The 19415-nt window shown below is 66.2% G+C and carries 22 protein-coding genes and 1 tRNA gene; 16 read left to right on the forward strand and 7 right to left on the reverse strand.

The window, feature by feature from the left end; translation table 11 throughout:
* Positions 1 to 65 precede the first annotated feature (65 nt).
* Positions 66 to 1058 carry an adenosine kinase gene (locus N825_RS12195; RefSeq protein ID WP_037451824.1) on the reverse strand — a complete coding sequence of 331 codons (993 nt, stop codon included), beginning with the start codon at positions 1056 to 1058 and terminating at the stop codon, positions 66 to 68.
* A gap of 207 nt (positions 1059 to 1265) precedes the next feature.
* Between N825_RS12195 and N825_RS12200 the strand changes: the two genes are divergently transcribed.
* Positions 1266 to 1943, forward strand: coding sequence for an EI24 domain-containing protein (locus N825_RS12200; protein WP_037451827.1), 678 nt, complete (start codon positions 1266 to 1268; stop codon positions 1941 to 1943).
* 205 nt (positions 1944 to 2148) lie between these two features.
* Complete coding sequence (locus N825_RS36465; protein WP_245613089.1) at positions 2149 to 2760, forward strand: bactofilin family protein; 612 nt, start codon at positions 2149 to 2151, stop codon at positions 2758 to 2760.
* An 80-nt stretch (positions 2761 to 2840) separates the two neighbouring features.
* Here N825_RS36465 and N825_RS12210 read toward each other — a convergent pair whose 3' ends face one another.
* From N825_RS12210 to N825_RS12220, 3 genes are read right to left on the reverse strand one after another with little or no spacing between them, the layout of a single operon-like run.
* The gene (locus N825_RS12210) at positions 2841 to 3320 is read right to left on the reverse strand and encodes a VOC family protein (protein ID WP_037451581.1); all 480 of its coding nucleotides are present in this window, start codon (positions 3318 to 3320) and stop codon (positions 2841 to 2843) included.
* A 42-nt stretch (positions 3321 to 3362) separates the two neighbouring features.
* A complete protein-coding gene (gene ribA / locus N825_RS12215) occupies positions 3363 to 4523 on the reverse strand; it encodes a GTP cyclohydrolase II (RefSeq protein ID WP_051512141.1) in 1161 nt (386 codons plus the stop codon).
* Positions 4524 to 4550: 27 nt separating this feature from the next.
* Positions 4551 to 5387, reverse strand: a complete 837-nt coding sequence (locus tag N825_RS12220; protein WP_051512144.1) for a CDP-alcohol phosphatidyltransferase family protein — start codon at positions 5385 to 5387, stop codon at positions 4551 to 4553.
* Between the two features lie 126 nt (positions 5388 to 5513).
* On the opposite strand from N825_RS12220, the gene N825_RS12225 reads away from it, so the two are divergent.
* The 13 genes from N825_RS12225 to N825_RS12285 all read left to right on the forward strand — a co-directional run bounded on the left by N825_RS12225 (position 5514) and on the right by N825_RS12285 (position 15801).
* Positions 5514 to 6356 carry a RibD family protein gene (locus N825_RS12225; RefSeq protein ID WP_084164667.1) on the forward strand — a complete coding sequence of 281 codons (843 nt, stop codon included), beginning with the start codon at positions 5514 to 5516 and terminating at the stop codon, positions 6354 to 6356.
* 7 nt (positions 6357 to 6363) lie between these two features.
* Positions 6364 to 7362 (forward strand): zinc-dependent alcohol dehydrogenase, encoded by a 999-nt coding sequence (locus tag N825_RS12230; RefSeq protein WP_037451582.1) that lies wholly within the window; start codon positions 6364 to 6366, stop codon positions 7360 to 7362.
* Positions 7363 to 7400: 38 nt separating this feature from the next.
* Complete coding sequence (locus tag N825_RS12235; RefSeq protein WP_037451585.1) at positions 7401 to 7829, forward strand: 6-pyruvoyl trahydropterin synthase family protein; 429 nt, start codon at positions 7401 to 7403, stop codon at positions 7827 to 7829.
* The gene (locus N825_RS40775) at positions 7826 to 8911 is read left to right on the forward strand and encodes a glycosyltransferase family 4 protein (protein ID WP_063833755.1); all 1086 of its coding nucleotides are present in this window, start codon (positions 7826 to 7828) and stop codon (positions 8909 to 8911) included. Before N825_RS12235 ends, N825_RS40775 begins: the two co-directional genes overlap by 4 nt.
* Positions 8912 to 8919: 8 nt before the next feature.
* Positions 8920 to 9765 (forward strand): class I SAM-dependent methyltransferase, encoded by an 846-nt coding sequence (locus N825_RS12245; protein ID WP_051512146.1) that lies wholly within the window; start codon positions 8920 to 8922, stop codon positions 9763 to 9765.
* Between the two features lie 13 nt (positions 9766 to 9778).
* Positions 9779 to 9865: transfer RNA gene (locus N825_RS12250), tRNA-Leu, on the forward strand.
* A gap of 127 nt (positions 9866 to 9992) precedes the next feature.
* A complete protein-coding gene (locus N825_RS12255; protein WP_037451587.1) occupies positions 9993 to 10277 on the forward strand; it encodes a DUF427 domain-containing protein in 285 nt (94 codons plus the stop codon).
* Between the two features lie 113 nt (positions 10278 to 10390).
* Positions 10391 to 11017: a class I SAM-dependent methyltransferase gene (locus tag N825_RS12260; protein WP_037451590.1), complete on the forward strand. Its 627-nt coding sequence runs from the start codon at positions 10391 to 10393 to the stop codon at positions 11015 to 11017.
* A gap of 192 nt (positions 11018 to 11209) precedes the next feature.
* On the forward strand, positions 11210 to 11899 hold the full coding sequence (locus tag N825_RS12265; RefSeq protein WP_037451849.1) for a response regulator transcription factor: 690 nt from the start codon (positions 11210 to 11212) through the stop codon (positions 11897 to 11899).
* 169 nt (positions 11900 to 12068) lie between these two features.
* Complete coding sequence (locus tag N825_RS12270; RefSeq protein ID WP_084164668.1) at positions 12069 to 12884, forward strand: glycosyltransferase family 2 protein; 816 nt, start codon at positions 12069 to 12071, stop codon at positions 12882 to 12884.
* Positions 12885 to 12912: 28 nt separating this feature from the next.
* Positions 12913 to 13230, forward strand: a complete 318-nt coding sequence (locus N825_RS12275; protein WP_051512148.1) for a lipid-A-disaccharide synthase N-terminal domain-containing protein — start codon at positions 12913 to 12915, stop codon at positions 13228 to 13230.
* Positions 13227 to 14906, forward strand: a complete 1680-nt coding sequence (locus N825_RS12280) for an ArnT family glycosyltransferase (protein ID WP_157619134.1) — start codon at positions 13227 to 13229, stop codon at positions 14904 to 14906. Before N825_RS12275 ends, N825_RS12280 begins: the two co-directional genes overlap by 4 nt.
* 181 nt (positions 14907 to 15087) lie before the next feature.
* Positions 15088 to 15801 (forward strand): phosphatase PAP2 family protein, encoded by a 714-nt coding sequence (locus N825_RS12285; protein ID WP_198038300.1) that lies wholly within the window; start codon positions 15088 to 15090, stop codon positions 15799 to 15801.
* Positions 15802 to 15962: 161 nt separating this feature from the next.
* Here the strand turns inward: N825_RS12285 and N825_RS12290 are convergent, their stop codons facing one another.
* Positions 15963 to 16202 carry a DUF3072 domain-containing protein gene (locus N825_RS12290; protein ID WP_037451863.1) on the reverse strand — a complete coding sequence of 80 codons (240 nt, stop codon included), beginning with the start codon at positions 16200 to 16202 and terminating at the stop codon, positions 15963 to 15965.
* A gap of 151 nt (positions 16203 to 16353) precedes the next feature.
* Between N825_RS12290 and N825_RS12295 the strand changes: the two genes are divergently transcribed.
* A complete protein-coding gene (locus N825_RS12295; protein WP_037451592.1) occupies positions 16354 to 17190 on the forward strand; it encodes an MBL fold metallo-hydrolase in 837 nt (278 codons plus the stop codon).
* Positions 17191 to 17198: 8 nt separating this feature from the next.
* On the opposite strand, the gene N825_RS12300 is transcribed toward N825_RS12295, so the two are convergent.
* Both N825_RS12300 and N825_RS12305 read right to left on the reverse strand, forming a co-directional pair.
* The gene (locus N825_RS12300; RefSeq protein WP_037451594.1) at positions 17199 to 18371 is read right to left on the reverse strand and encodes an ABC transporter permease; all 1173 of its coding nucleotides are present in this window, start codon (positions 18369 to 18371) and stop codon (positions 17199 to 17201) included.
* A complete protein-coding gene (locus N825_RS12305) occupies positions 18368 to 19366 on the reverse strand; it encodes an ABC transporter permease (RefSeq protein ID WP_037451597.1) in 999 nt (332 codons plus the stop codon). The genes N825_RS12300 and N825_RS12305 overlap by 4 nt, the downstream gene beginning before the upstream one ends.
* Positions 19367 to 19415: the final 49 nt, after the last annotated feature.

A 19415-nucleotide genomic window follows, 5' to 3' on the forward strand; every position in this document is an offset into this window, starting at 1 on the left:
ATGTCGGGTGCCGCTGCGCTCTACCCAACCCACAGCCACTCAGCCAGCCACCGGCTGGTTCGTGATCAGCCCAGCTTCGCGGCGACCAAGTCGGACAGCTTGACCTCCGGCCGCGCGCCGACATGGCCGATCACCTCGGCCGCCGCGATGGCGGCGATCCGGGCGCAATCGGGCAGGCCGCGACCGTGGGTGTAGCCATGCAGGAAGCCGGCGGCGAACAGATCGCCGGCACCCGTGGTATCGACGAGACGGTCGATGTGGTCGGCGGGAACCTCGTGGATCTCGCTAGCGGTGACGACCACCGAGCCCTTCTCGCTCCGTGTCAGCACGGCGGTCTCGCACTGGCCGCGCACCGCGGCCAGGGCCTCCTCGAAGGTGTCGACCTGGTACAGCGCCATGATCTCGTGCTCGTTGCCGAACAGGATATCGACGTGGTTCTGGACTAGATCGGCGAACTCGGCCCGGTGGCGGTTGACGCAGAACGAGTCCGACAGGGTCAGCGAGAGCTTGCGGTCACCGGCGTGGGCCAGCTTGGCGGCCTTGAGGAAAGCCTGCTTGGCCAGCGGCTTGTCCCACAGGTAGCCTTCCAGGTATGTGACCTGGGCGCTCTGGATCAGGTCGGCGTCGATGTCGTCGGGGCCCAACTCGACGCAGGCGCCGAGATAGGTGTTCATCGTCCGCTGGGCGTCGGGCGTCACCAGGATCAGGCACCGCGCGGTCGGGGCGCCCTCGGTGGCGGGCTGGCTGTCGAACCGGACACCGATGGCGCGGATATCATGGCGGAACACGGTGCCCAGCAAGTCGTCCTTGACCTTGCCGATATAGGCGCCTTTGCCGCCCAGCGAGGCGATGCCAGCCATCGTGTTGCCGGCGGAACCACCCGACATCTCGATGCCCGGACCCATCTTGCCGTAAAGCTCCTCGGCCCGGTCGGCGTCGATCAGGGTCATGGCGCCCTTCTCCAGACCATTGGCGGTGATGAACGCGTCGTCGGCATGGGCGATGACATCGACGATGGCGTTGCCGATACCGACAACGTCGAGAGTGGCTTGGGACATGCGGATCAGCATCCTTGTTCGGTTCGCGGGGTATTTTCGGAAGGAAGATTTTGTGGATTGGCGTGGCCGGAGTATAACCACCGGCACCCCGCGTACAAGTCCGGCACCCTCCGTGGCCGCCAGGCGCGCTGACAGGTCACGCCGCCTGTTCACACCGCTGCCAAACCCGACAAGATCCCCCGTGAACTTCCGACCACGATGCTCAACATGATCCCCGCCCTCGTCCGCGCCATCAACCAGCTTTCCGACCCTCCCGTCAGACGGGTGGTCTGGCTCAGCGTCTTCGGCGCGATCCTCGGCTTCATCACCACGGCCGGCTTGGTCTGGATCCTGCTGTTCCAGACGCAGCTGACCGAGCTGCCCTGGCTCGACGCCACGATCGACTTCCTCGGTGGACTGGCGGTCTTCGCCCTGGCCTATCTCTTCTTCCCGGCCGTGGTGGTCGGCATTTCCGGTCTATTGCTTGACCGCGTGGCCGAATCCGTCGAGCGGCGACATTATCCGGGTCTGCCTCCCGCCGAGGGGCAAGGCTTGATGATGGAGATATGGAATTCGGTCAAGTTCCTGTTGATCGTGGTTTCGCTGAACCTTCTGGTCCTGCCGGCTTATCTGATTCCTGGCGTCAACTTGGCGATCTTCTATCTGCTGAACGGTTACCTCATGAGTCGCGAATACTTCGAACTTGTTGCACTCAGGCGGATGACACCGACCGCCGCCCGGTCAATGCGCAAGGCTCATGGCGCCAAACTGCTCATGGCCGGAGTCATCGTCGCGTTCTTTTCCACGATACCCTTGGTCAACCTGCTGGTTCCCGTTGTGGCGACGGCTTTCATGGTGCACATTTTCTATGGGCTCACAGGAAACTTGCACCGGGCCGGCAAATAGTAATAAAGCGTTAACCATGACGGCCCATTTTATGGCTCGCCGTCATCCATCCTGCCCTGGGGGGCCACCGCCCATGTTTCGACGCAAGTCACCGCCCACCGGAACGCTGAAACCCGAAGGCGCCATGCCGGTCGCGCCGGCCGCGCCCGAAACGGTGGCCGCCGAGCCGCCGGTGCGTTCCCCGTATGCCGATAAGGGATTCGATATGTCGCCGACCAAACCGCCCTCATCCAGCACCTCCTTCAAGCCCGAGATCCCCCGCCGCGTGGTCGAGATTCCGGGTGCTCCCGCGCGCCGTCCGATGGAAGGAATGTCGGTGTCGTCCAATGGATCCTCGCCGGTTTCCGGCTCGTCGCATTCCAGTTCCTCGCTGTCCACCGGCGCCACCGAGATGCGGAAGCTGATCGTCGGCCGCGACATCTCGCTGTCAGGTGAGATCACCGCCTGTGACGTGCTGGTGGTCGAGGGCACGGTCGAGGCCAAGCTGCGCGACGGCCGCAACATCGAGATCGCCGAGTCGGGCCTGTTCAAGGGCAGCGTCGAGATCGACGAGGCCGATATCGCCGGACGGTTCGAGGGTGACATCAGCGTGCGTGGCCGGCTGCGCCTGCGCTCCACCGGAAAGATCACCGGTTCCATCCGCTATGGCGAGTTGGAAGTCGAGGCGGGCGGTCAACTGATGGGCGAGATCCAGGTCATGACGGCCAGCGCGTCCAACTCGGTGGCACGGATGCCCTCCGCTCCGGTCGACCAGACCGCGACCCCCGAGACGACCCAGTCCTCGCCCTATTCGGTCGCCCGCTCCGGCACCGAATAAGTTTTTCCGGACGGTTCGGAAAAATGGGAAACCCGCCGGTGGGCTCGCCGGCGGGTTTTTCCGTTTCGAATGACCGGACGTCAATGCGATGTCAGCCGCGCCGCCTCGATCGCGGCGACGTCGATCTTCCCCATGCCCATCATCGCCTCGAAGGCGCGTTTCGCCTCGGCACCACCGGCGACCAGCGCCTCGGTCAGCACGCGCGGCGTGATCTGCCAGGAGATGCCCCACTTGTCCTTGCACCAGCCGCAGGCGCTCTCCTGGCCGCCATTGCCGACGATGGCGTTCCAATAGCGGTCGGTTTCCTCCTGATCGTCGGTGGCGATCTGGAACGAGAACGCTTCGTCGTGCTGGAACGCGGGACCGCCGTTGAGGCCGAGGCAGGCGACGCCGGCGACCGTGAATTCGACCGTCAGCACGTCCCCCTCCTTGCCGGAGGGGTAGTCGCTGGGCGCGCGATGGATGGCGCCCACCGCGCTGTCGGGAAAGGTCTCGGCGTAGAAGCGGGCGGCGGCCTCGGCCTCCTTGTCGTACCAGAGGCAGATCGTGTTCTTCGCCATGGCGTGTCCTTTCGCCGTTGAGCCAAGGTCCAGTTTGTGGTCCTAGAACATGTGGCCGCTGCGCTCGGCCTTGGTCCGGAGATAGCCCTCGTTGTGGCCATTGCTGGGGAAGATGTGGGCGACGCGGTCGACCACCTCGATCCCACAGCGCGCCAATTGGCGCAGCTTGTCCGGGTTGTTGGTCAGCAGCCGGACTCGGGAGAAGCCCAGCTGGCGCAGCATTTCGGCCGCCGGCAGATAGATCCGCTCATCCGCGTCGAAGCCCAGCATCTCGTTGGCCTCGACCGTGTCGAAACCGTCGTCCTGGAGCTGATAGGCCCGCAGCTTGTTGACCAGCCCGATGCCCCTGCCCTCCTGCGCCAGATACAGCACGACGCCGCTGCCCTGCCGCGAAATCTCGGCGATGGCGCCGCGCAGCTGGTCGCCGCAGTCGCAGCGGAGCGAGCCCAACAGGTCACCGGTGAAGCATTCCGAATGCATGCGGACCAGGACGGGCCCATCCTGTCCCGACGGCTCGCCGATCACGATCGCCAGATGCTCGACGCCACCGTCGGGCGGACGGAACGCCAGCACCCGCGTGTTCTCCGCGTTCGCCAGCGGCACTGAGGCGTCGCCCACCAAAGTCAGCGTGCGCGCCGCGTGGACTTGGTAATCGAGGATGTCGCGGGCGCGGACCAGCATCAGGTCGTGCTTGGCGACGAAGCCGTCCGCGGTGACGCCGCGCGGCAGCCGGATCGGAGCCACCACGGCGGACGGCAGCAGGCGCGCCAATTTCGCCAGCGCCACGGCGGCGCCCTCGCGCGTTTCGAGCTCGGCCGGTTCGATGGTCAGGGTGGAAACCGACCGCTGGGGTGCGCGCCGGGTCGGATCGACCAGCTCGTGGATCGTGTCGGCGTTGAAGCCGCCTCCCAGCGCCAGGGTCACCACGGGCGACTGGTGCTCGCCCAATCCGATCGCGGCCGCCCGGGGCCGGGTCACGGCCAGAACGGGTGACGATCCCGCCATCAGCTTCAGGGCGGCCAAGGCGTCGGGTGTCACCGCCTCCACCGACAGCGCCAGGGCGAGATCGCCTTGCAGATCCTCGACGACCACCGGATCACCCCGCCGCAGGTCGCCGATCGCGCGATCGACCGACCGCAGAGCCGTCTGGTCCAGGGGTTGGGACAGGTCGTCCGGCAGTTTGGCGAGACTGGGGGAGGTCATTTGATCTTATCTGGTTGTTCGTGGAAGCTACGGCACGCGTCTGATATCGGTCCTGGATTGGTTGGCGCCAGGGTCCCTTTCCGCGCCAGACCTCACCAGCCAAAGCGTATCGACCGCGAAGGAGAAAAGCAAAAGGCCAAGTGCCGCCGCGGCGGCAAGGCTGCTCAGTGGCGGCTCGACCACGGGGATCGGACAGACGAGCAGGACCGCGATCTGGACGACGCAGATCACCCGGCGGCGCTGGCTGAACGGCAGTTCGGCGCGCAGGATGGGCCAGATCCAACCGACGGCGACGAAGATTGGGCGGGCCAATCCGATCGCCAGCACCCAGACACCGACTTTGCCGCCCTGCCACGCGATCACGGCCAGGATACCCATCAGCACGGTATCGAAGTTCATGTCCAGCAGTTTGCCATACAGGCTCGCCATCCGCGTCTTCCGGGCCAGCCAGCCATCGATACCGTCCAATGCCAGCGCCAGCAAAGCCGCCAGGGAGGCGACCCACAGCGCCTCGGCCGTCAATTGGTCGAGAACCGGGATCGTGCCGCCGATCAGGCTGGCGATCACGCCGCGGAACAGCGTCACCTGATTGGCCGCGCCGAACCGGTCATGGGGGGCGTGGCCGCCGACATGCAGCGCCAGCAGGATGGCGAAGATGGCGTAGCATCCCAAGGCCGTCGCCGGATAGACCAGGGTCAAGCCGGCGCCCTGACCCAAGGCGACGGCGATGGAACCCGTCGCCAAGCCGCCAGCCAACGTGTGCGCGGCGACGCTGACCGCCAGTCCGGGCGGCGCCTGTCGATGGGGCGCGTGTTCCCCAAGCGGGCTGTTGGCGGGGTGGCCGTCGGCGGGTCCGTAAGTCATTGAAGATAGTTGGTGTCTAAAATGGAGGGGTAAAGGGCATATGATCTGTCGAAAGAGGCGAGCCGCACCTACCTGGAGGATGACTTCGCGACACTCGTCTGAGGGAACATTCGTCAGCGCTTGGACATGGATATCACCGAATGCCCCCCTCGGGGTCCCACTCCCCCGCCCGGCTCCCCTCCCGCGGACCCCGCCGCGGTCTGGCGGGACATCCTGGCCGTCCGCCACGCGGGCTCCAGCCCCGGCTCCGGCCTCTTGGACGGTCCGCTGGACGGGCCGGGCAGTCTCCTGCGCGACCTCTACCTGCCGCTTTGCGCCGATGCGTTGGGTCGGCGCTACGCGGTCGCCCATCTGGGCCAGAGCCTGGATGGCAGGATCGCCACCCTGTGCGGCGCCTCCCAATGGGTCACCGGGCCGGAGGACATCCTGCACAATCACCGCATGAGGGCGTTGTCGGACGCCGTGCTGGTGGGAGCGGGCACCGTTCGGCATGACGATCCCAAACTGACCGTCCGGCATTGCGCCGGGCGCAACCCGGTGCGGGTCGTGGTCGACACCAACCGGCGGCTGGATGGCGGGCAGGGCATATTCCACGATGACGCCGCGCCGACCCTGCTGCTCTGCGCCCGGGACATGACGCGGGGTGGCGCCGAGCGGGTCGGCGCCGCGGAGGTCGTGGGGTTGCCGCGCCGGGGCGATGGCCTGGACCCGGCCGAGATCCTGGCGCTGCTGGCCGAGCGCGGTCTCGGATTCGTCTTCATCGAGGGTGGCGGCGTCACCGTCTCGCGCTTCCTGCAGGCCGGCTGTCTCGACCGGCTCCAGGTCACCGTGGCGCCGCTGATCCTGGGGTCGGGCAGGCCCAGCTTCACCTTGCCGGAGATCGAGACGATCGACGGCGGCCTACGGCCCAAATCCCGCCACTTCGTCCTGGGAGCGGATATCCTGTTCGACTGTGATCTTCGTGGCTGAGAGAGCCGTGCCAGATCCAGGCGAGCGCTGGGGCGCCACCGCGTTCTGGACGGTGGCGCCGGGCCGGGGCGAGCTGCGCCCCACTCCCCTGCCCGCCTTCGGCCCGAATGACGTGCTGGTCCGCGCCGAGGTCAGCGCCATCAGCCGGGGCACCGAGAGCCTCGTCTTCCAGGGCAAGGTGCCGCCCGAGCTGTACGCCTCCATGCGCTGCCCGTTCCAGGAGGGTGATTTTCCCGGCCCCGTGAAGTATGGCTACTGCATGGTCGGCGTGGTCGAGCGCGGTCCGGAGTCCCTGGTCGGCCGCCGCGTCTTCAGCCTGCATCCCCACCAGGACCGCTTCATCGTGCCCGCCGACGCCGTTGTGCCGGTGCCCGATGACGTGCCGAGCGACCGCGCGGCGCTGGCGGCCAACCTGGAGACCGCCGTCAACATCCTGTGGGACGCCTTGCCCCCGGTGGGTGCCCGGATCGCGGTGATCGGCGCCGGTGTCGTCGGTTGCCTGACCGCGTGGCTGGCGGCGCGAATCCCCAGCGCCCGCGTCCAGTTGGTCGACGTCAACCCGGCGCGGGCAGCCACCGCCGAGGCCTTGGGGGTGGCTTTCGCGGCGCCTGGGGAGGCGCTTGGAGACTGCGACATAGTGATCCACGCCAGCGGACATCCCGATGGGCTGGTGACGGCGTTGGGCCTCGCCGGCTTCGAGGCGACCGTGGTCGAAGCCAGTTGGTACGGTACCCGGCCGGTCGCGGCACCCCTGGGTGCCGCCTTTCATCCCCGCCGGTTACGGCTGATCTCCAGTCAGGTCGGAGCGGTGGCGCCGGCCATGAGGCCCCGCTGGGGATACCGCGACCGCTTGACCCTGGCGCTGGATCTGCTGAGGGATTCGCGGCCGGATAACCTCTTGACCGGGTCGTCATTGTTTGCTGACCTAACCAACATCTTCCCCGAAATCGCGATGACACCCGGCGATCGGCTTTGCCACCTGATCCGCTATGGCGGATCACGATAACGAATCATACCGAACGAACCGGAACGGAGGATTTGCCGATGTACAGCTTGACCGTGCGGGATCACATCATGATCGCGCACAGCTTCAAGGGCGCCGTGTTCGGACCGGCGCAAAAGCTCCATGGCGCCACCTTCGTGTGCGATCTGGAAATGCGCCGCCGCCACCTGGATGGCGATGGTTTGGTGGTCGATATCGGCATGGCCGCCGACCTGCTGAAGGATGTCCTCAAGCCGCTCAACTACCGCAACCTCGACGAGGTCGAGGAGTTCGCCGGCGTCAATACGACGACCGAGTTCCTGTGCGGCGAGATCCATCGCCGGATCAGCGACCGCATCCTGCACGGCGCCCTGGGCGAGGGCGGTCGGGGGCTCGAAAGCCTCAAGGTCACGCTGGGCGAGTCCCATCTCGCCTGGGCCACCTTCGAGGGCCCCCTCTCAGCGGAACAATCGGCGGAACAGGGCGCATGAGCCTGGAGGTCCACTTCGTCGTTCCCGGCCGGCTCGACCAGAAGACCGGCGGCTACATCTATGACGCCCGCGTCATCGACGGCCTGCGCGCCCGCGGCGTCGCGGTCACGGTCCACGAACTACCCGGCTCCTATCCCATGGTCGACCAGGAGGCGATCCTGGAGGCGAACCACGCGCTGGCGCGGCTGCCCGACGGCGCGTTGGTGGTGATCGACGGCTTGGCGCTGCCGGGGGTGGCGGGCGCCCTGATGATCGAGAACCACCGGCTGAGGCTGGTGGCGCTGGTCCACCATCCCCTGTCGCTGGAGACCGGCTTGGACGAGGCGCGGGCCCGCACCCTCCGCCAACTCGAACAGGGTTGCCTGGCGCGCGTCCATCGCGTGGTGGTGACCAGCCGCCACACGGCGGAGGCCCTGCTCGCGGACTTCCATATGACGCCCGACCGGCTGGGCGTGGTCGAACCCGGCACCCACCGGCCGCCCTCCCCGGCGGTGGGATCCGGCACGCGCGACCTCAACATGCTCTGCGTCGCCACCGTCACGCCCCGGAAGGGTCATGCCCTGCTGGTGGAGGCCTTGGCCGGCCTGACCGATCTTCCCTGGACCCTGACCTGCATCGGCAGCGTCACGCGCGATCCCGGGGCCGCCGCCGCGGTGCAGGACGCCATCACCCGGCGCGGGTTGACCGGCAGGATCGCGCTGATGGACGAGATCGGCCCGGACGCCCTGCCGAGCCAGTACCATGGCGCCGACCTGTTCGTCCTGCCATCGTACTACGAAGGCTATGGCATGGCGCTGGCCGAGGCGTTGTCGCACGGCCTGCCCATCGTCAGCACCAACGGTGGCGCCATTCCCTTCACCGTTCCCGGCGACGCGGCGCTCCTGGTGCCCCCCGGCGACGTGGACGCCCTGCGCGGCGCCCTGCGTCGCGTGCTGGGCGACGCCCAACTCCGATCCCGTCTGACGGCGGCGGCGAGAGCGGCCGCCCAGGCGCTGCCGACCTGGGACGATGCCGCCGATCGGTTCATCATCGAACTGTCGGCCCTGGAACCGCGCCTGCGCCACGCCTTGGCGGCGGATTGAGAGCGGGGATGGCTGGTTTCGATCGTGGCTGGCTGCGGTTGCGGGCGTCCTTCGACACGGCGGCGCGGGCGACCGAGCTTGGCCAAAGCTTCGTCGAGGCGCTGCCGGTCAGCCCCCGCCTGCTCGATCTGGCGGCCGGGACTGGCGCCAACCTCCGATACCTGTCGCCCCTGATCGGCGGCACCGGTCAGCGCTGGGTGCTGGCGGACCATGATCCGATGCTGCTCGACGCCGTGACGGAGGAGATGGCCGGCTGGCCGCATCCAGCGCCGGAGATCGAGACCCGGCGGATCGATCTCGTCCGCGACCTCGAAAGCCTGGATTTCCAGAGTTTCGATGGCATCACGGCCACCGCCCTGTTCGACTTGGTCTCCGCCGGCTGGCTGGAGCGGTTCGGGGCGGCGGTGGCGCTGGTGGGGAAGCCGCTCCTTCTGACGCTCAGCGTCGATGGCCGGCTTCGCTGGACGCCCGACGATCCGGCGGACGAGGCCATCCGGCACTGGGTCGAGCTTCATCAGGCGACCGACAAGGGATTTGGCCCGGCGCTTGGACCCGCGGCCCCGGCGGCGCTGGTCCAAACGCTCGAGCGGAGCGGTTTCGAGGTCGCCAGCGCCGACAGTGATTGGGTGATCGGGCCGGCGGACGCCGCCATGCATCTGGCGCTGATCGATGGCTATCGGGGGGCGGCACTCGAGATGGCACCGGCGGACGCGTCCTTCGTCATCGAGGACTGGGCGTCGCGCCGTCGCCAAGCGGCGGAGGAGCGGCGTTTGTCCGCTCTTGTCGGGCACGTCGATATTTTCGCGCAAGCGCGCCGAAAGCCTTTGACAGCGTTGGGCCGTCACAGTATCTAGCCGCCTCCGCACTGCCCAGGTGGCGGAATTGGTAGACGCGCAGGTTTCAGGTACCTGTGGCCGAAAGGTCGTGGAAGTTCGAGTCTTCTCCTGGGCACCATCCTCCGCGATGGTTCGTGTCGGCGCCGTATCCCTCCGGGATTCGCCAAGCGGCTTGGCCACCCCTTGCATCAGCCTATGTCCATCCCGATACCAGTGATGTATCGGTTGATCCGACGAGGACGAACATGGCCAAGGCAATCTGGAACGGCAGCGTGATCGCGGAAAGCGACACCTTCGAAGTGGTCGAGGGTAACGTCTACTTTCCCACCGCCGCCCTCAAGCGCGAGTTCCTCAAACCCTCCGACAAGACGACGGTCTGTCCCTGGAAAGGGACGGCCCATTACCACACGCTGGTGGTGGATGGCGTCGAGAACCGCGACGCCGCGTGGTACTATCCGGAACCAAAGGACGCGGCCGCCGCGATCAAGGACCACGTCGCGTTTTGGCGCGGCGTCGAGGTCCAGCGCTGAGGACGGGATGCCGTGGGGGCGAAGGAAGTCGTCCCCGCCTCCTCCCATGATTAACGAAGTTTGATGATTTCAGCGGCTAAATCGGATGCGGATCGCGGAGGAGCATCGCACCGATGGAACCCGAACATCACGAAGCCTTGAACGACCGTCTGCGCGAGGTGGCCGCGGTCGCCCAGTCGGTCCACGGCTTCATCAACGAACATGCCGGCGCGCTCCTCTATCAGATGGCGCGCTTCATCGCCCCGGTTCCAACGGTGGTGGAACTCGGATCATGGCGTGGCCGCTCGACCATCTGGCTGGCGGCTGGGATCATGGACCGGGGAGAAGGCCAGGTTCACGCGGTGGACACCTGGCAAGGCACGCCGCATGAACCGGAGCACCGGAAACTGCTGGCCGATTATGGGCCGGACGAACTGTTCAACGAGTTTTGGGGCAACATGACGACCGCCGGCTTGGCCGATCGGGTCGAGCCGATCCGCGCGTCCACCAAGGAAGCCGCGCGGGGCTGGCCGGGAGATCGGCGGATCGGTTTGCTGTTCATCGACGCCGACCACAATTACGAAGCCGTCCGCCAGGATTTCGAGTTCTGGTCGCCTTTTATGGCGCCGGGCGGCTATATCGTGTTCGACGACGTGCCGGATTGGCATGGTCCGACGCGTCTGATCACCGAATTGCCGAAATGGTATCGCTTTCTGAAGGCCCAGCATAACCTCATCGCGTTCCAGAAGGCGCCGGGCTGACGATCCCGATGACTTCAGGTAAGCCCGTGTGGTCGATGGCGTCGAAAATCGCGACGCCACATGGTAATGTCCGCCAAGGAAAGCGGTCGCCGCCGGGGACCGCTTGTCGCGCTCGCGAGGGGCCGAGGTCCAGCGCCGCGTGCCCGATGTCGGCACTTGACGATGGCGGGCGCGGACTTGACAGGGGATGTGATGACGCCGGGCAAGAAGATCCTGCTGGTCGATGACGACGTGGCGCTGCGCCAGTCGCTGGCCGAGCAACTCCATCTCCTCGAGGAGTTCGAAACGACGGAGGCCGATGACGCCTCGGCGGCGCTTGGGTTCATCCGCCATGGCGCGTTCGACGCGATCCTGCTCGACGTCGGCCTGCCGGACATGGACGGCCGCGAGCTGTGTCGTCTGATGCGGCGCGAGGGTGTCCGCAGCCCGATCATCATGCTGACGGCCGCCGGGACCGACAGCGACGCCATCCTGGGTCTCGACAGCGGCGCCAACGACTATGTCACCAAGCCGTTCCGCCTGAGCGTGCTGCTGGCCCGCCTGCGCGCGCAGCTGCGCCAGTACGAGCAGAGCGAGGACGCCGTCTTCACCATCGGACCCTATACGTTCCGACCCAGCGTCAAGCTCCTGCTGAACGAACCCCTCAACAAGAAGATCAGGCTGACCGAGAAGGAGACAGCGATCATCAAGTTCCTCTACCGCGCGGGGGAAAAGGTGGTCGGGCGCGACACGCTGCTGGGCGAGGTCTGGGGCTACAACGCCGGTGTCACGACCCATACGTTGGAGACCCACGTCTACCGATTGCGTCAAAAGATCGAGCGCGATCCTTCCAACGCCGAGATCCTGGTGACCGAACCGGGCGGTTATCGATTGGTGCCCTGAACTGTCCGTGCTCTTGATTGATTTGGCCATGGAGCGCCCCTGTCCTTGGCGTTTTCAAGACACCGGCATTAAATTTCTGTTAGATTTGTGAATTCGGCTGTAATTCCCTTTCCCCGCCGGTGGGCTTGACTATGATGCCGCCTCAACGCGGCAAATCCCCTGGGATCACATGGTCACCACCATCGAACCATTAGTCGCGACCGTCGTCCCTCCACCCTTCCCGGCTTCTTCGGCGCCGCGGCTATCGGTGGTGATTCCGGTCCACAACGAGGCCGACAACGTCCTGCCACTGCTGAGCGAGATCCGGACCGCGCTGACCGGCATAAGGGATCACGAGGTGATCTTCGTCGACGACGGCAGCGACGATGGCACCGCCGCACGGCTGGAGCCGGATCGGGTGGCCACCGCGAATGGCGGTCCGGGGGTGGTGCGCGTGATCAGGCATGGCCATCGCACCGGCCAAAGCGCCGCTGTCCGAACGGGCGTGCGCGCCGCCAGGGGAACCTGGATCGCGACGCTCGACGGCGATGGGCAGAACGATCCGGCCGACATCCCCAGCCTGCTCGCCCGCGCCCTGGAGCCGGACGCCCCGGCCCTGATCGGCGGCTTGCGCCGCGAGCGCCGCGACATCTGGTCCAAGCGGGCGGCGACCAGGATCGCCAACGGGTTGCGCCAGGCCGTGCTGAGGGATGGCTGCGTCGATACCGGCTGCGGCATCAAGGTCTTTCGCCGCGACGCCTTCCTGGGCCTGCCGTTCTTCGGGGCGATGCACAGGTTCCTGCCGGCGTTGTTCCAGATCCATGGTCACCGGGTCGAGTTCGTCGAGGTCAATCACCGGCCCCGCCGGCGCGGCGTGTCGAAATACGGCAACTTGGGACGGGCCGCCATCGGGATCGTCGATCTGATCGGTGTCCTGTGGTTGAAGCGGCGCACCCACCTGCCGGATGCCATCATCGAGGATGGCCCGTACGGACCGGCGATCTAGGCTCTTTTCGACAGTAACGGGTGTCTCCATGCTCTCCGTCTGGACGGTGATCGGTTTCCTGGGGCAGGCGCTGTTCTCGATGCGCTTCCTGATCCAATGGATCCACAGCGAGCGCATCAAGCGCAGCATCGTGCCGGAGGCGTTCTGGTACTTCAGCGTCGCCGGCGGCGTGACCTTGCTGTCCTACGCCATCTATCGGGAGGATCCCGTGTTCATCCTGGGTCAAGGACTCGGGCTCGTGATCTACGCCCGCAACATCTGGATGATCCGGGGCGAGAAACGCCGGACGGCGACGATCCCCCGCGAGGCCCAGCCGCCCGACATCGGCGGCGTGTCGGTGTCGTGAGCGCCGCCGACACCGTACCGGCGCGTCCCTTCGGATCGTGGCTGAAGGGGTGGGCGAGGCGGGCGGCGTCGTTGACGGCGCTGACGGTACTCTGCCTGTTCCTCTTCCTGCCCGGCTTCCTCTCGCTGCCGCCGACCGATCGGGACGAGGCGCGCTTCGCCCAGGCGACGCGCCAAATGTTGGACAGCGGCGACTTCATCGACATCCGCTTCCAGGACGAGGCGCGGCACAAGAAGCCGGTCGGCATCTACTGGATGCAAGCGGCCGCCGTCACCCTGGCCGGAGGACCCGATCACGTCGGCATCTGGGCCTATCGCCTGCCGTCCCTGGTCGGCGCCATCCTGGCCGTGCTGCTGACCTTCCGGCTCGGGAGCAGGCTGTTCGGAGAGACCACCGGCCTGCTCGCGGCGGTCATCCTGGCCGGCACCGTGCTGTTGGCGGTCGAGGCGCGCACCGCCAAGACGGACGCGGCACTGCTCGCGACCGTGCTGGGGGCGCAGACGGCGCTGGCCGAGGCGTGGCTGCGGCGACACGCGCGCGAACCGCTGTCGACCGGCATGGTCCTGCTGTTCTGGTGTTCGCTGGGGGTGGGCATCCTGCTGAAGGGCCCGATCATCCTGCTGGTGACCGGCGGCACCGCGGCGGCGCTGGTCTTGGCCGAGCGGCGGGCCGGCTGGCTGAAGCCCTTGCGGCCAGGGCTGGGCCTTCCGGTGCTGCTAATGATCGTGGCGCCTTGGCTGATCCTGATCACGCTCAAGACCCATGGCGCCTTCTTCGCCGAGTCGGTCGGGCACGACATGATGGCCAAGATCGCGGGCGGGCAGGAGTCCAAGGGCTTCCCGCCCGGCTACTACACCCTGCTGTTCCCGGTGACGTTCTGGCCTTGGTCGCTGCTGGCGATCCCGGCGGTTCCCTGGGTCTGGGCCAATCGGCGGGATCACGCGGTGGTATTCTGTCTCGCCTGGGTGATCCCGACCTGGATCGTGTTCGAGGCGGTGCCGACCAAGCTGTTCCACTACGTCCTGCCGGTCTACGCCGCCCTGGCGCTGCTGACGGCGCGGGCGGCCCTCGATGGGTTTGGCGGAACGCGTCGCTGGCTCCAACTCCTGGCGGTGGCCCTGTTCGCCTTCGTCGGCGTGGCGCTGGCCGTCGGGATGGCGGCGTTGCCGGCGGTGATGCAACGGGTCTTCGATCCGATCTCCCTCCTGTTGGCGGTCATCGCGCTGGCGGTGCTTGGGCTTGGCGCCGCGCTGACGCGGCGCGGGCAGGTGCGCCGATCGGCCGCGGTGGTGACCATCGGTGCGTTCGGGATGTACCTGCTGGCTTTCCAGACCGTCTTCCCCCGGATCGAAATCATCTGGCTGAGCCCAAGGATCGCCAAGGCGGTGGCCGATGGCAGGCCCTGCCCGGACACGACCCTGGTTTCGGTCGGCTTCACCGAGCCAAGCCTCGTCTTCCTGGTCGGCACCGGGACCGTCCTGACGGGAGATGGCGCGGTCGCGGGTCGGCGGATCGTCGAGGACGCCTGCGCCATGGCGCTGGTCGAGCTGTCGCAAGACGAGGCTTTCCTGGGGAAGGCGGCGGAGAGTGATGTTGTCCCGGTTCCACTGGAAACGATCAGCGGTCTGAACTATTCCCGTGGTCAGAAGCTGATGATGACATTGTATCGTCGTTGAATGGTAAGGGCGCGGTAACGAATCACCTCTAGAAGTACCCTGCAATGGGGCCATGGCCTTGTCTTGGTCCCACCGTCAGTTTCTCGGCGATGGCGGGGCCATGATGCGAATTCTGTTTTCGGAAGGCCACGCTCCATCACTTCGATATGCGTCATGGTGTCTTCTGGCGGTATTGGCCCACATGTTGCTGAGCCATGTCGATCATTTGGCGTTCGAAGTGCTGCGGGCGACGGACCCCGCGGCTTCCGCCTTCTTCCGGACCTTGACCGAAGCGGGCGACAGCAAGTGGACCCTGGTGCCGACCGGGGTGATCGGATCGTGTCTGGTCCTGGCCGGGCTGTGGCTGGTCAAGGCGCGGCGGGCCGCGGCCGTGGCCCGTTGGACCGGATCGGCACTGCTCTTCGTCTTCGCCTCGATCGCGCTGTCTGGCATCATCGTCAACATCATCAAGGTCATCATCGGCCGGGCGCGTCCGAAGTTGCTGGACCAAATTGGCTTCCAGGGATTCGATCCGATGATCCTCGACGCCAACTTCCACTCGTTCCCGTCGGGGCACACCAACACCGCGGTCGCGTTCGCGCTGGCGGTCTCGTTCCTGATCCCAGGCTGGCGCGCGCCGCTCCTGGCTCTGGCGGGAGCCATCGGCTTCAGCCGGGTGGCGGTCAACGCCCATTTCATGACCGACGTGATCGGCGGGGCGGCTCTGGCTTATCCCACCACCTACTGGTTGCGGGCGCGGTTCGCGGCTCAGGGCTGGGTGTTCGCCCGGAGCGGTGCCGTGGGGTTCCAGCCGCAGTGGCCAGGCCGGCTATTGGCGCGGCTGGCCGAGAGGAGCCTGCGCCGCCCGCTGGACGCCTTGGGGGCGCCGGATGGACGGCAGCTTCGGCGGGCCTGAAAAAAATGGCTCCGTCGAGCCGTGCCGACGGAGCCAGAGTTCGCTTTACATGGAGGAACCGCACCACAGATGCGATGTCCCCTTTATGGGTCTGATCTGGTTAATGCAGCCTTAAGGTTAATGGAAAGAAAACCGCGTCCGAGATTTTTCCACCTGGAGCGTCAAGTTTGCTTGCCTCTACCCGTCTTGTTCTGCAATTCATCTATCCGGCGGGAGGCGTCGGCCTTGTTGAGCGAGGAGTCGAATTCCTCATGGGCCTCCTCGCTCAACGTCTTGAGGTATGACGCCTGCGCGCCGGTCATCGGCTCGTCACCCGTGGTCCAGTCGGCCGGGTCCTTCTCGGTGTTGGACGGTGTTCCGGCATCAGGTGACTTCGGGCTGTCGTTCGTGGCGTTCGCCATGGTCTCTCGCTCCTGCAATACGGATTCACAGTATCAACAGGCTAATGCTGTTCATGTTTCGTTGCCATCTGGAATTTTTCTCGACTCCTTCGAAACCGCTCGCCACATTAGGGGCCATGTGCGAAAGACATAACAATCGGCGGAGCGTTTAATGCCGCCGTCCTCGACCGACTTCACCGTCCGCTTCTGGGGTGTCCGCGGCAGCATTCCGGCGCCGGGTCCCGAGACGGCGCGGTATGGCGGCAACACGACCTGCATCGAAGTGCGCTGCGGCGACCGGCTGATGATCTTCGACGCCGGCACCGGCATCCGGGCGTTCGGCTGCCATCTGGCGGGGCAGGGGCCGGTCGATCTCGACCTGTTCTTCACCCATACCCATTACGACCACGTGGCCGGCCTGCCGTTCTTCGCGCCGGCTTTCGATCCGCGCAACAAGCTGCGGCTGTGGGCCGGGCACCTGCCGCCGGAGCAGACCATCCGGTCCGTCCTGTGCGACATGATGATAGCGCCGCTGTTCCCGGTGCCGCTCGCGGCCTTCGACCATTCCTGCACCTTCAACGATTTCGAATGCGGGGTGACGCTGACGCCGGCGGACGGCATCACGCTGCGGACCGGGCCGCTCAACCATCCCAACCGCTGCTGCGGCTATCGGGTGGAGTTCGGCGGCAAGGCGCTGGCGATCGTCACCGACACCGAGCACAAGCCCGGCGGTCCCGACGCCGACGTGCTCGACCTGGCGCGGGGCGCCGACGTCATGGTCTATGACGGCATGTACACCGACGCGGCCTATCCCCGGCATGTCGGCTGGGGGCATTCGACGTGGCAGGAAGGCTGCCGGGTCGCCGAAGCCGCCGGGGTTGGCCGGGCGGTGATCTTCCACCACGAGCCGAACCACGACGACGCCTTCATGGATGGCATCGCGGCCGAGGCCGAGGCGATGCGACCGGGAACGCTGGTCGCATACGAGGGTATGGTCATCACCCTGTAGCCGACTCCTCAGCGGTATGGGTCGGCGGCGTCGCGCAGGCCATCGCCCAGGAAGTTGAAGGCGAGCACCACCAGGATCACAGGCACCACGGGAAGCATCAACCAGGGGTAGAGAGCCACCACGTTGATGTTCTGCGCCTCGTTCAGCAGAACACCCCAGCTGGTGATCGGCGGCCGCAATCCGAGCCCCAGGAAGGACAGGGCGGTCTCCCCCAGGATCATGCCGGGGATCGACAGGGTCGCCGACGCGATCAGATGGCTCATGAAGCTGGGCAGCAGGTGACGTCCGATGATCCTGCGCGGGCTGGCGCCCATCAGCTGGGCCGCCGTGCAGAAGTCCTCCTCGCGCAGCGCCAGCAGCTTGGAGCGCACCGCGCGGGCGAGGCCCGTCCAGTCCAGCAGCCCCAGGATCAGGGTGATGCCGAAATAGATCAGGATGGGACTCCAGGTGACGGGCAACGCCGCCGACAGCGCCATCCAGAGCGGCAGCTCGGGGAAGGAGCGCAGCACCTCGATGAAGCGCTGGATGACGTTGTCGATCCAACCACCATAATAGCCCGCGATGCCACCGACCACGATGCCCAGGATGAAGCTGATGGTGATGCCGATCAGGCCGACGGTCAGCGAGATCCGGGTGCCGTGCAGGATGCGGCTGAGCATGTCGCGGCCGAGCCGGTCGGTCCCCAGCAGGAACAGCGTGCCGCCCTCCGACGGGCAGGCCAGGTGCAGGTTGGCGGGGAACAGACCCCAGAAATCATAGTCGTCGCCGCGGCAGAAGAACCGGATCGGCTGGATATCGGTCTTGTCGACGGTATAGACGCGCTGGAGCGTGTCCATGTTGAGTTCGTAGTCGTAGCCATAGACGAAAGGCCCGACGAAGCCCTCGTCGCTGAACAGGTGGATGCCCTGGGGTGGGGCGTAGATGTGGTGGATGTGCCGGCTGTCCAGCGCGTAGGGCGACAGGAACTCCGAGACCAGGATGGTGAGGTACATGAAGCCGAGCACCCCGGCCGAGATGACCGCCAGCCGATGGCGCTTGAGCTTCCACCACATCATCCGCCACTGGGACGCCATGAAATAGCGTTCCTGCTCCGGCGACATCTGTTCGACCGAGTAGGGATCGAACGGCGCCGTCGAGACGTAGTGGTCGAGCCTGCGGGTGTCGATCGGATCCGCGCTCATCGCGTCGCCCCGCCTTCGAGCCGGATGCGCGGGTCGAGGGCCGCCAGCGCAAGATCGGACAGGAAGACCCCGACCACCGTCAGCAGCGCCAGGAACATCAGGAACGAACCGGCCAGATACATATCCTGGCTACGGAGCGCGTCGAGCAGCATCGGCCCGGTGGTCGGCAGCGACAGCACGATCGAGACGACGGCGGCACCCGAGACGATCTGGGGCAGCAGGTTTCCGATGTCGGCGATGAACGGGTTGATCGCCATCCGCAGCGGGTACTTCCAGAGAACCTTGCCCGGCGACAGGCCCTTGGCCCGCGCGGTCACGACATATTGCTTGTGCAGCTCGTCCAGGAGGTTGGCGCGCAGCCGCCGGATCATGCCGGCGGTGCCGCTGGTGCCGATCACGATCACGGGTATCCACAGGTGCTCCAGCACCGACAGGAACTTGCCCATGCTCCACGGCGCGTCGATATAGGCGGAGTCCATCAGGCCGCCGATCGAGGTCCCGAAGGTGACGTTGGCGAAGTAGAGCAGCACCAGGGCCAGCAGGAAATTGGGCGTCGCCAGACCCAGGAATCCCAGGAAGGTCAGGCCGTAGTCGCCCAGACTGTACTGGTGGGTGGCGGAGTAGATCCCGATCGGGAACGAGACGACCCAGATGAAGACGATCGTCGCGAAGGACACGATGATCGTCAAAAGCATTCGATCGCCCACCACGTCGGCGACGGGGCGGTTGTATTCGAACGAGTAACCGTAGTCGCCGGTCAGCATGCCACCCAGCCAGACGAAATACTGCTCGATCATCGGCTTGTCCAAACCGTAGGTCTCGCGCAGGAACTGGAGACGGCTCTGGTCGATCGCCTCGCCCCGGCTTTCCAGCTCGGTCACCAGGGTGGTCAGGTAGTCGCCCGGAGGAAGCTGGATGATGACGAAGGTGATGGCGCTGATCGCGAGAAGGGTGGGGATCATCACCATGATCCGCCGTACGAGGAAACCCAGCATGGTGATAGATCGTCCCTTCGGTCTTCGTGTTGATCTCGTGATGAGGTTC

This window comes from Skermanella stibiiresistens SB22, from assembly GCF_000576635.1.
Taxonomy (GTDB): domain Bacteria; phylum Pseudomonadota; class Alphaproteobacteria; order Azospirillales; family Azospirillaceae; genus Skermanella; species Skermanella stibiiresistens.

Bases quoted from the DNA above. Each gene is read 5' to 3' on its own strand.
- N825_RS12245 (WP_051512146.1), top strand. From the start codon at position 8,920: ATGGCTGGTTTCGATCGTGGCTGGCTGCGGTTGCGGGCGTCCTTCGAC.
- N825_RS12235 (WP_037451585.1), top strand. From the start codon at position 7,401: ATGTACAGCTTGACCGTGCGGGATCACATCATGATCGCGCACAGCTTC.
- N825_RS12195 (WP_037451824.1), bottom strand. From the start codon at position 1,058: ATGTCCCAAGCCACTCTCGACGTTGTCGGTATCGGCAACGCCATCGTC.
- N825_RS12285 (WP_198038300.1), top strand. From the start codon at position 15,088: ATGTTGCTGAGCCATGTCGATCATTTGGCGTTCGAAGTGCTGCGGGCG.
- N825_RS12200 (WP_037451827.1), top strand. From the start codon at position 1,266: ATGATCCCCGCCCTCGTCCGCGCCATCAACCAGCTTTCCGACCCTCCC.
- N825_RS36465 (WP_245613089.1), top strand. From the start codon at position 2,149: ATGTCGCCGACCAAACCGCCCTCATCCAGCACCTCCTTCAAGCCCGAG.
- N825_RS12305 (WP_037451597.1), bottom strand. From the start codon at position 19,366: ATGCTGGGTTTCCTCGTACGGCGGATCATGGTGATGATCCCCACCCTT.
- N825_RS12275 (WP_051512148.1), top strand. From the start codon at position 12,913: ATGCTCTCCGTCTGGACGGTGATCGGTTTCCTGGGGCAGGCGCTGTTC.
- N825_RS12210 (WP_037451581.1), bottom strand. From the start codon at position 3,320: ATGGCGAAGAACACGATCTGCCTCTGGTACGACAAGGAGGCCGAGGCC.
- ribA (WP_051512141.1), bottom strand. From the start codon at position 4,523: ATGACCTCCCCCAGTCTCGCCAAACTGCCGGACGACCTGTCCCAACCC.
- N825_RS12300 (WP_037451594.1), bottom strand. From the start codon at position 18,371: ATGAGCGCGGATCCGATCGACACCCGCAGGCTCGACCACTACGTCTCG.
- N825_RS12220 (WP_051512144.1), bottom strand. From the start codon at position 5,387: ATGACTTACGGACCCGCCGACGGCCACCCCGCCAACAGCCCGCTTGGG.
- N825_RS12265 (WP_037451849.1), top strand. From the start codon at position 11,210: ATGACGCCGGGCAAGAAGATCCTGCTGGTCGATGACGACGTGGCGCTG.
- N825_RS12225 (WP_084164667.1), top strand. From the start codon at position 5,514: ATGGATATCACCGAATGCCCCCCTCGGGGTCCCACTCCCCCGCCCGGC.
- N825_RS12270 (WP_084164668.1), top strand. From the start codon at position 12,069: ATGGTCACCACCATCGAACCATTAGTCGCGACCGTCGTCCCTCCACCC.
- N825_RS40775 (WP_063833755.1), top strand. From the start codon at position 7,826: ATGAGCCTGGAGGTCCACTTCGTCGTTCCCGGCCGGCTCGACCAGAAG.
- N825_RS12295 (WP_037451592.1), top strand. From the start codon at position 16,354: ATGCCGCCGTCCTCGACCGACTTCACCGTCCGCTTCTGGGGTGTCCGC.
- N825_RS12290 (WP_037451863.1), bottom strand. From the start codon at position 16,202: ATGGCGAACGCCACGAACGACAGCCCGAAGTCACCTGATGCCGGAACA.
- N825_RS12255 (WP_037451587.1), top strand. From the start codon at position 9,993: ATGGCCAAGGCAATCTGGAACGGCAGCGTGATCGCGGAAAGCGACACC.
- N825_RS12260 (WP_037451590.1), top strand. From the start codon at position 10,391: ATGGAACCCGAACATCACGAAGCCTTGAACGACCGTCTGCGCGAGGTG.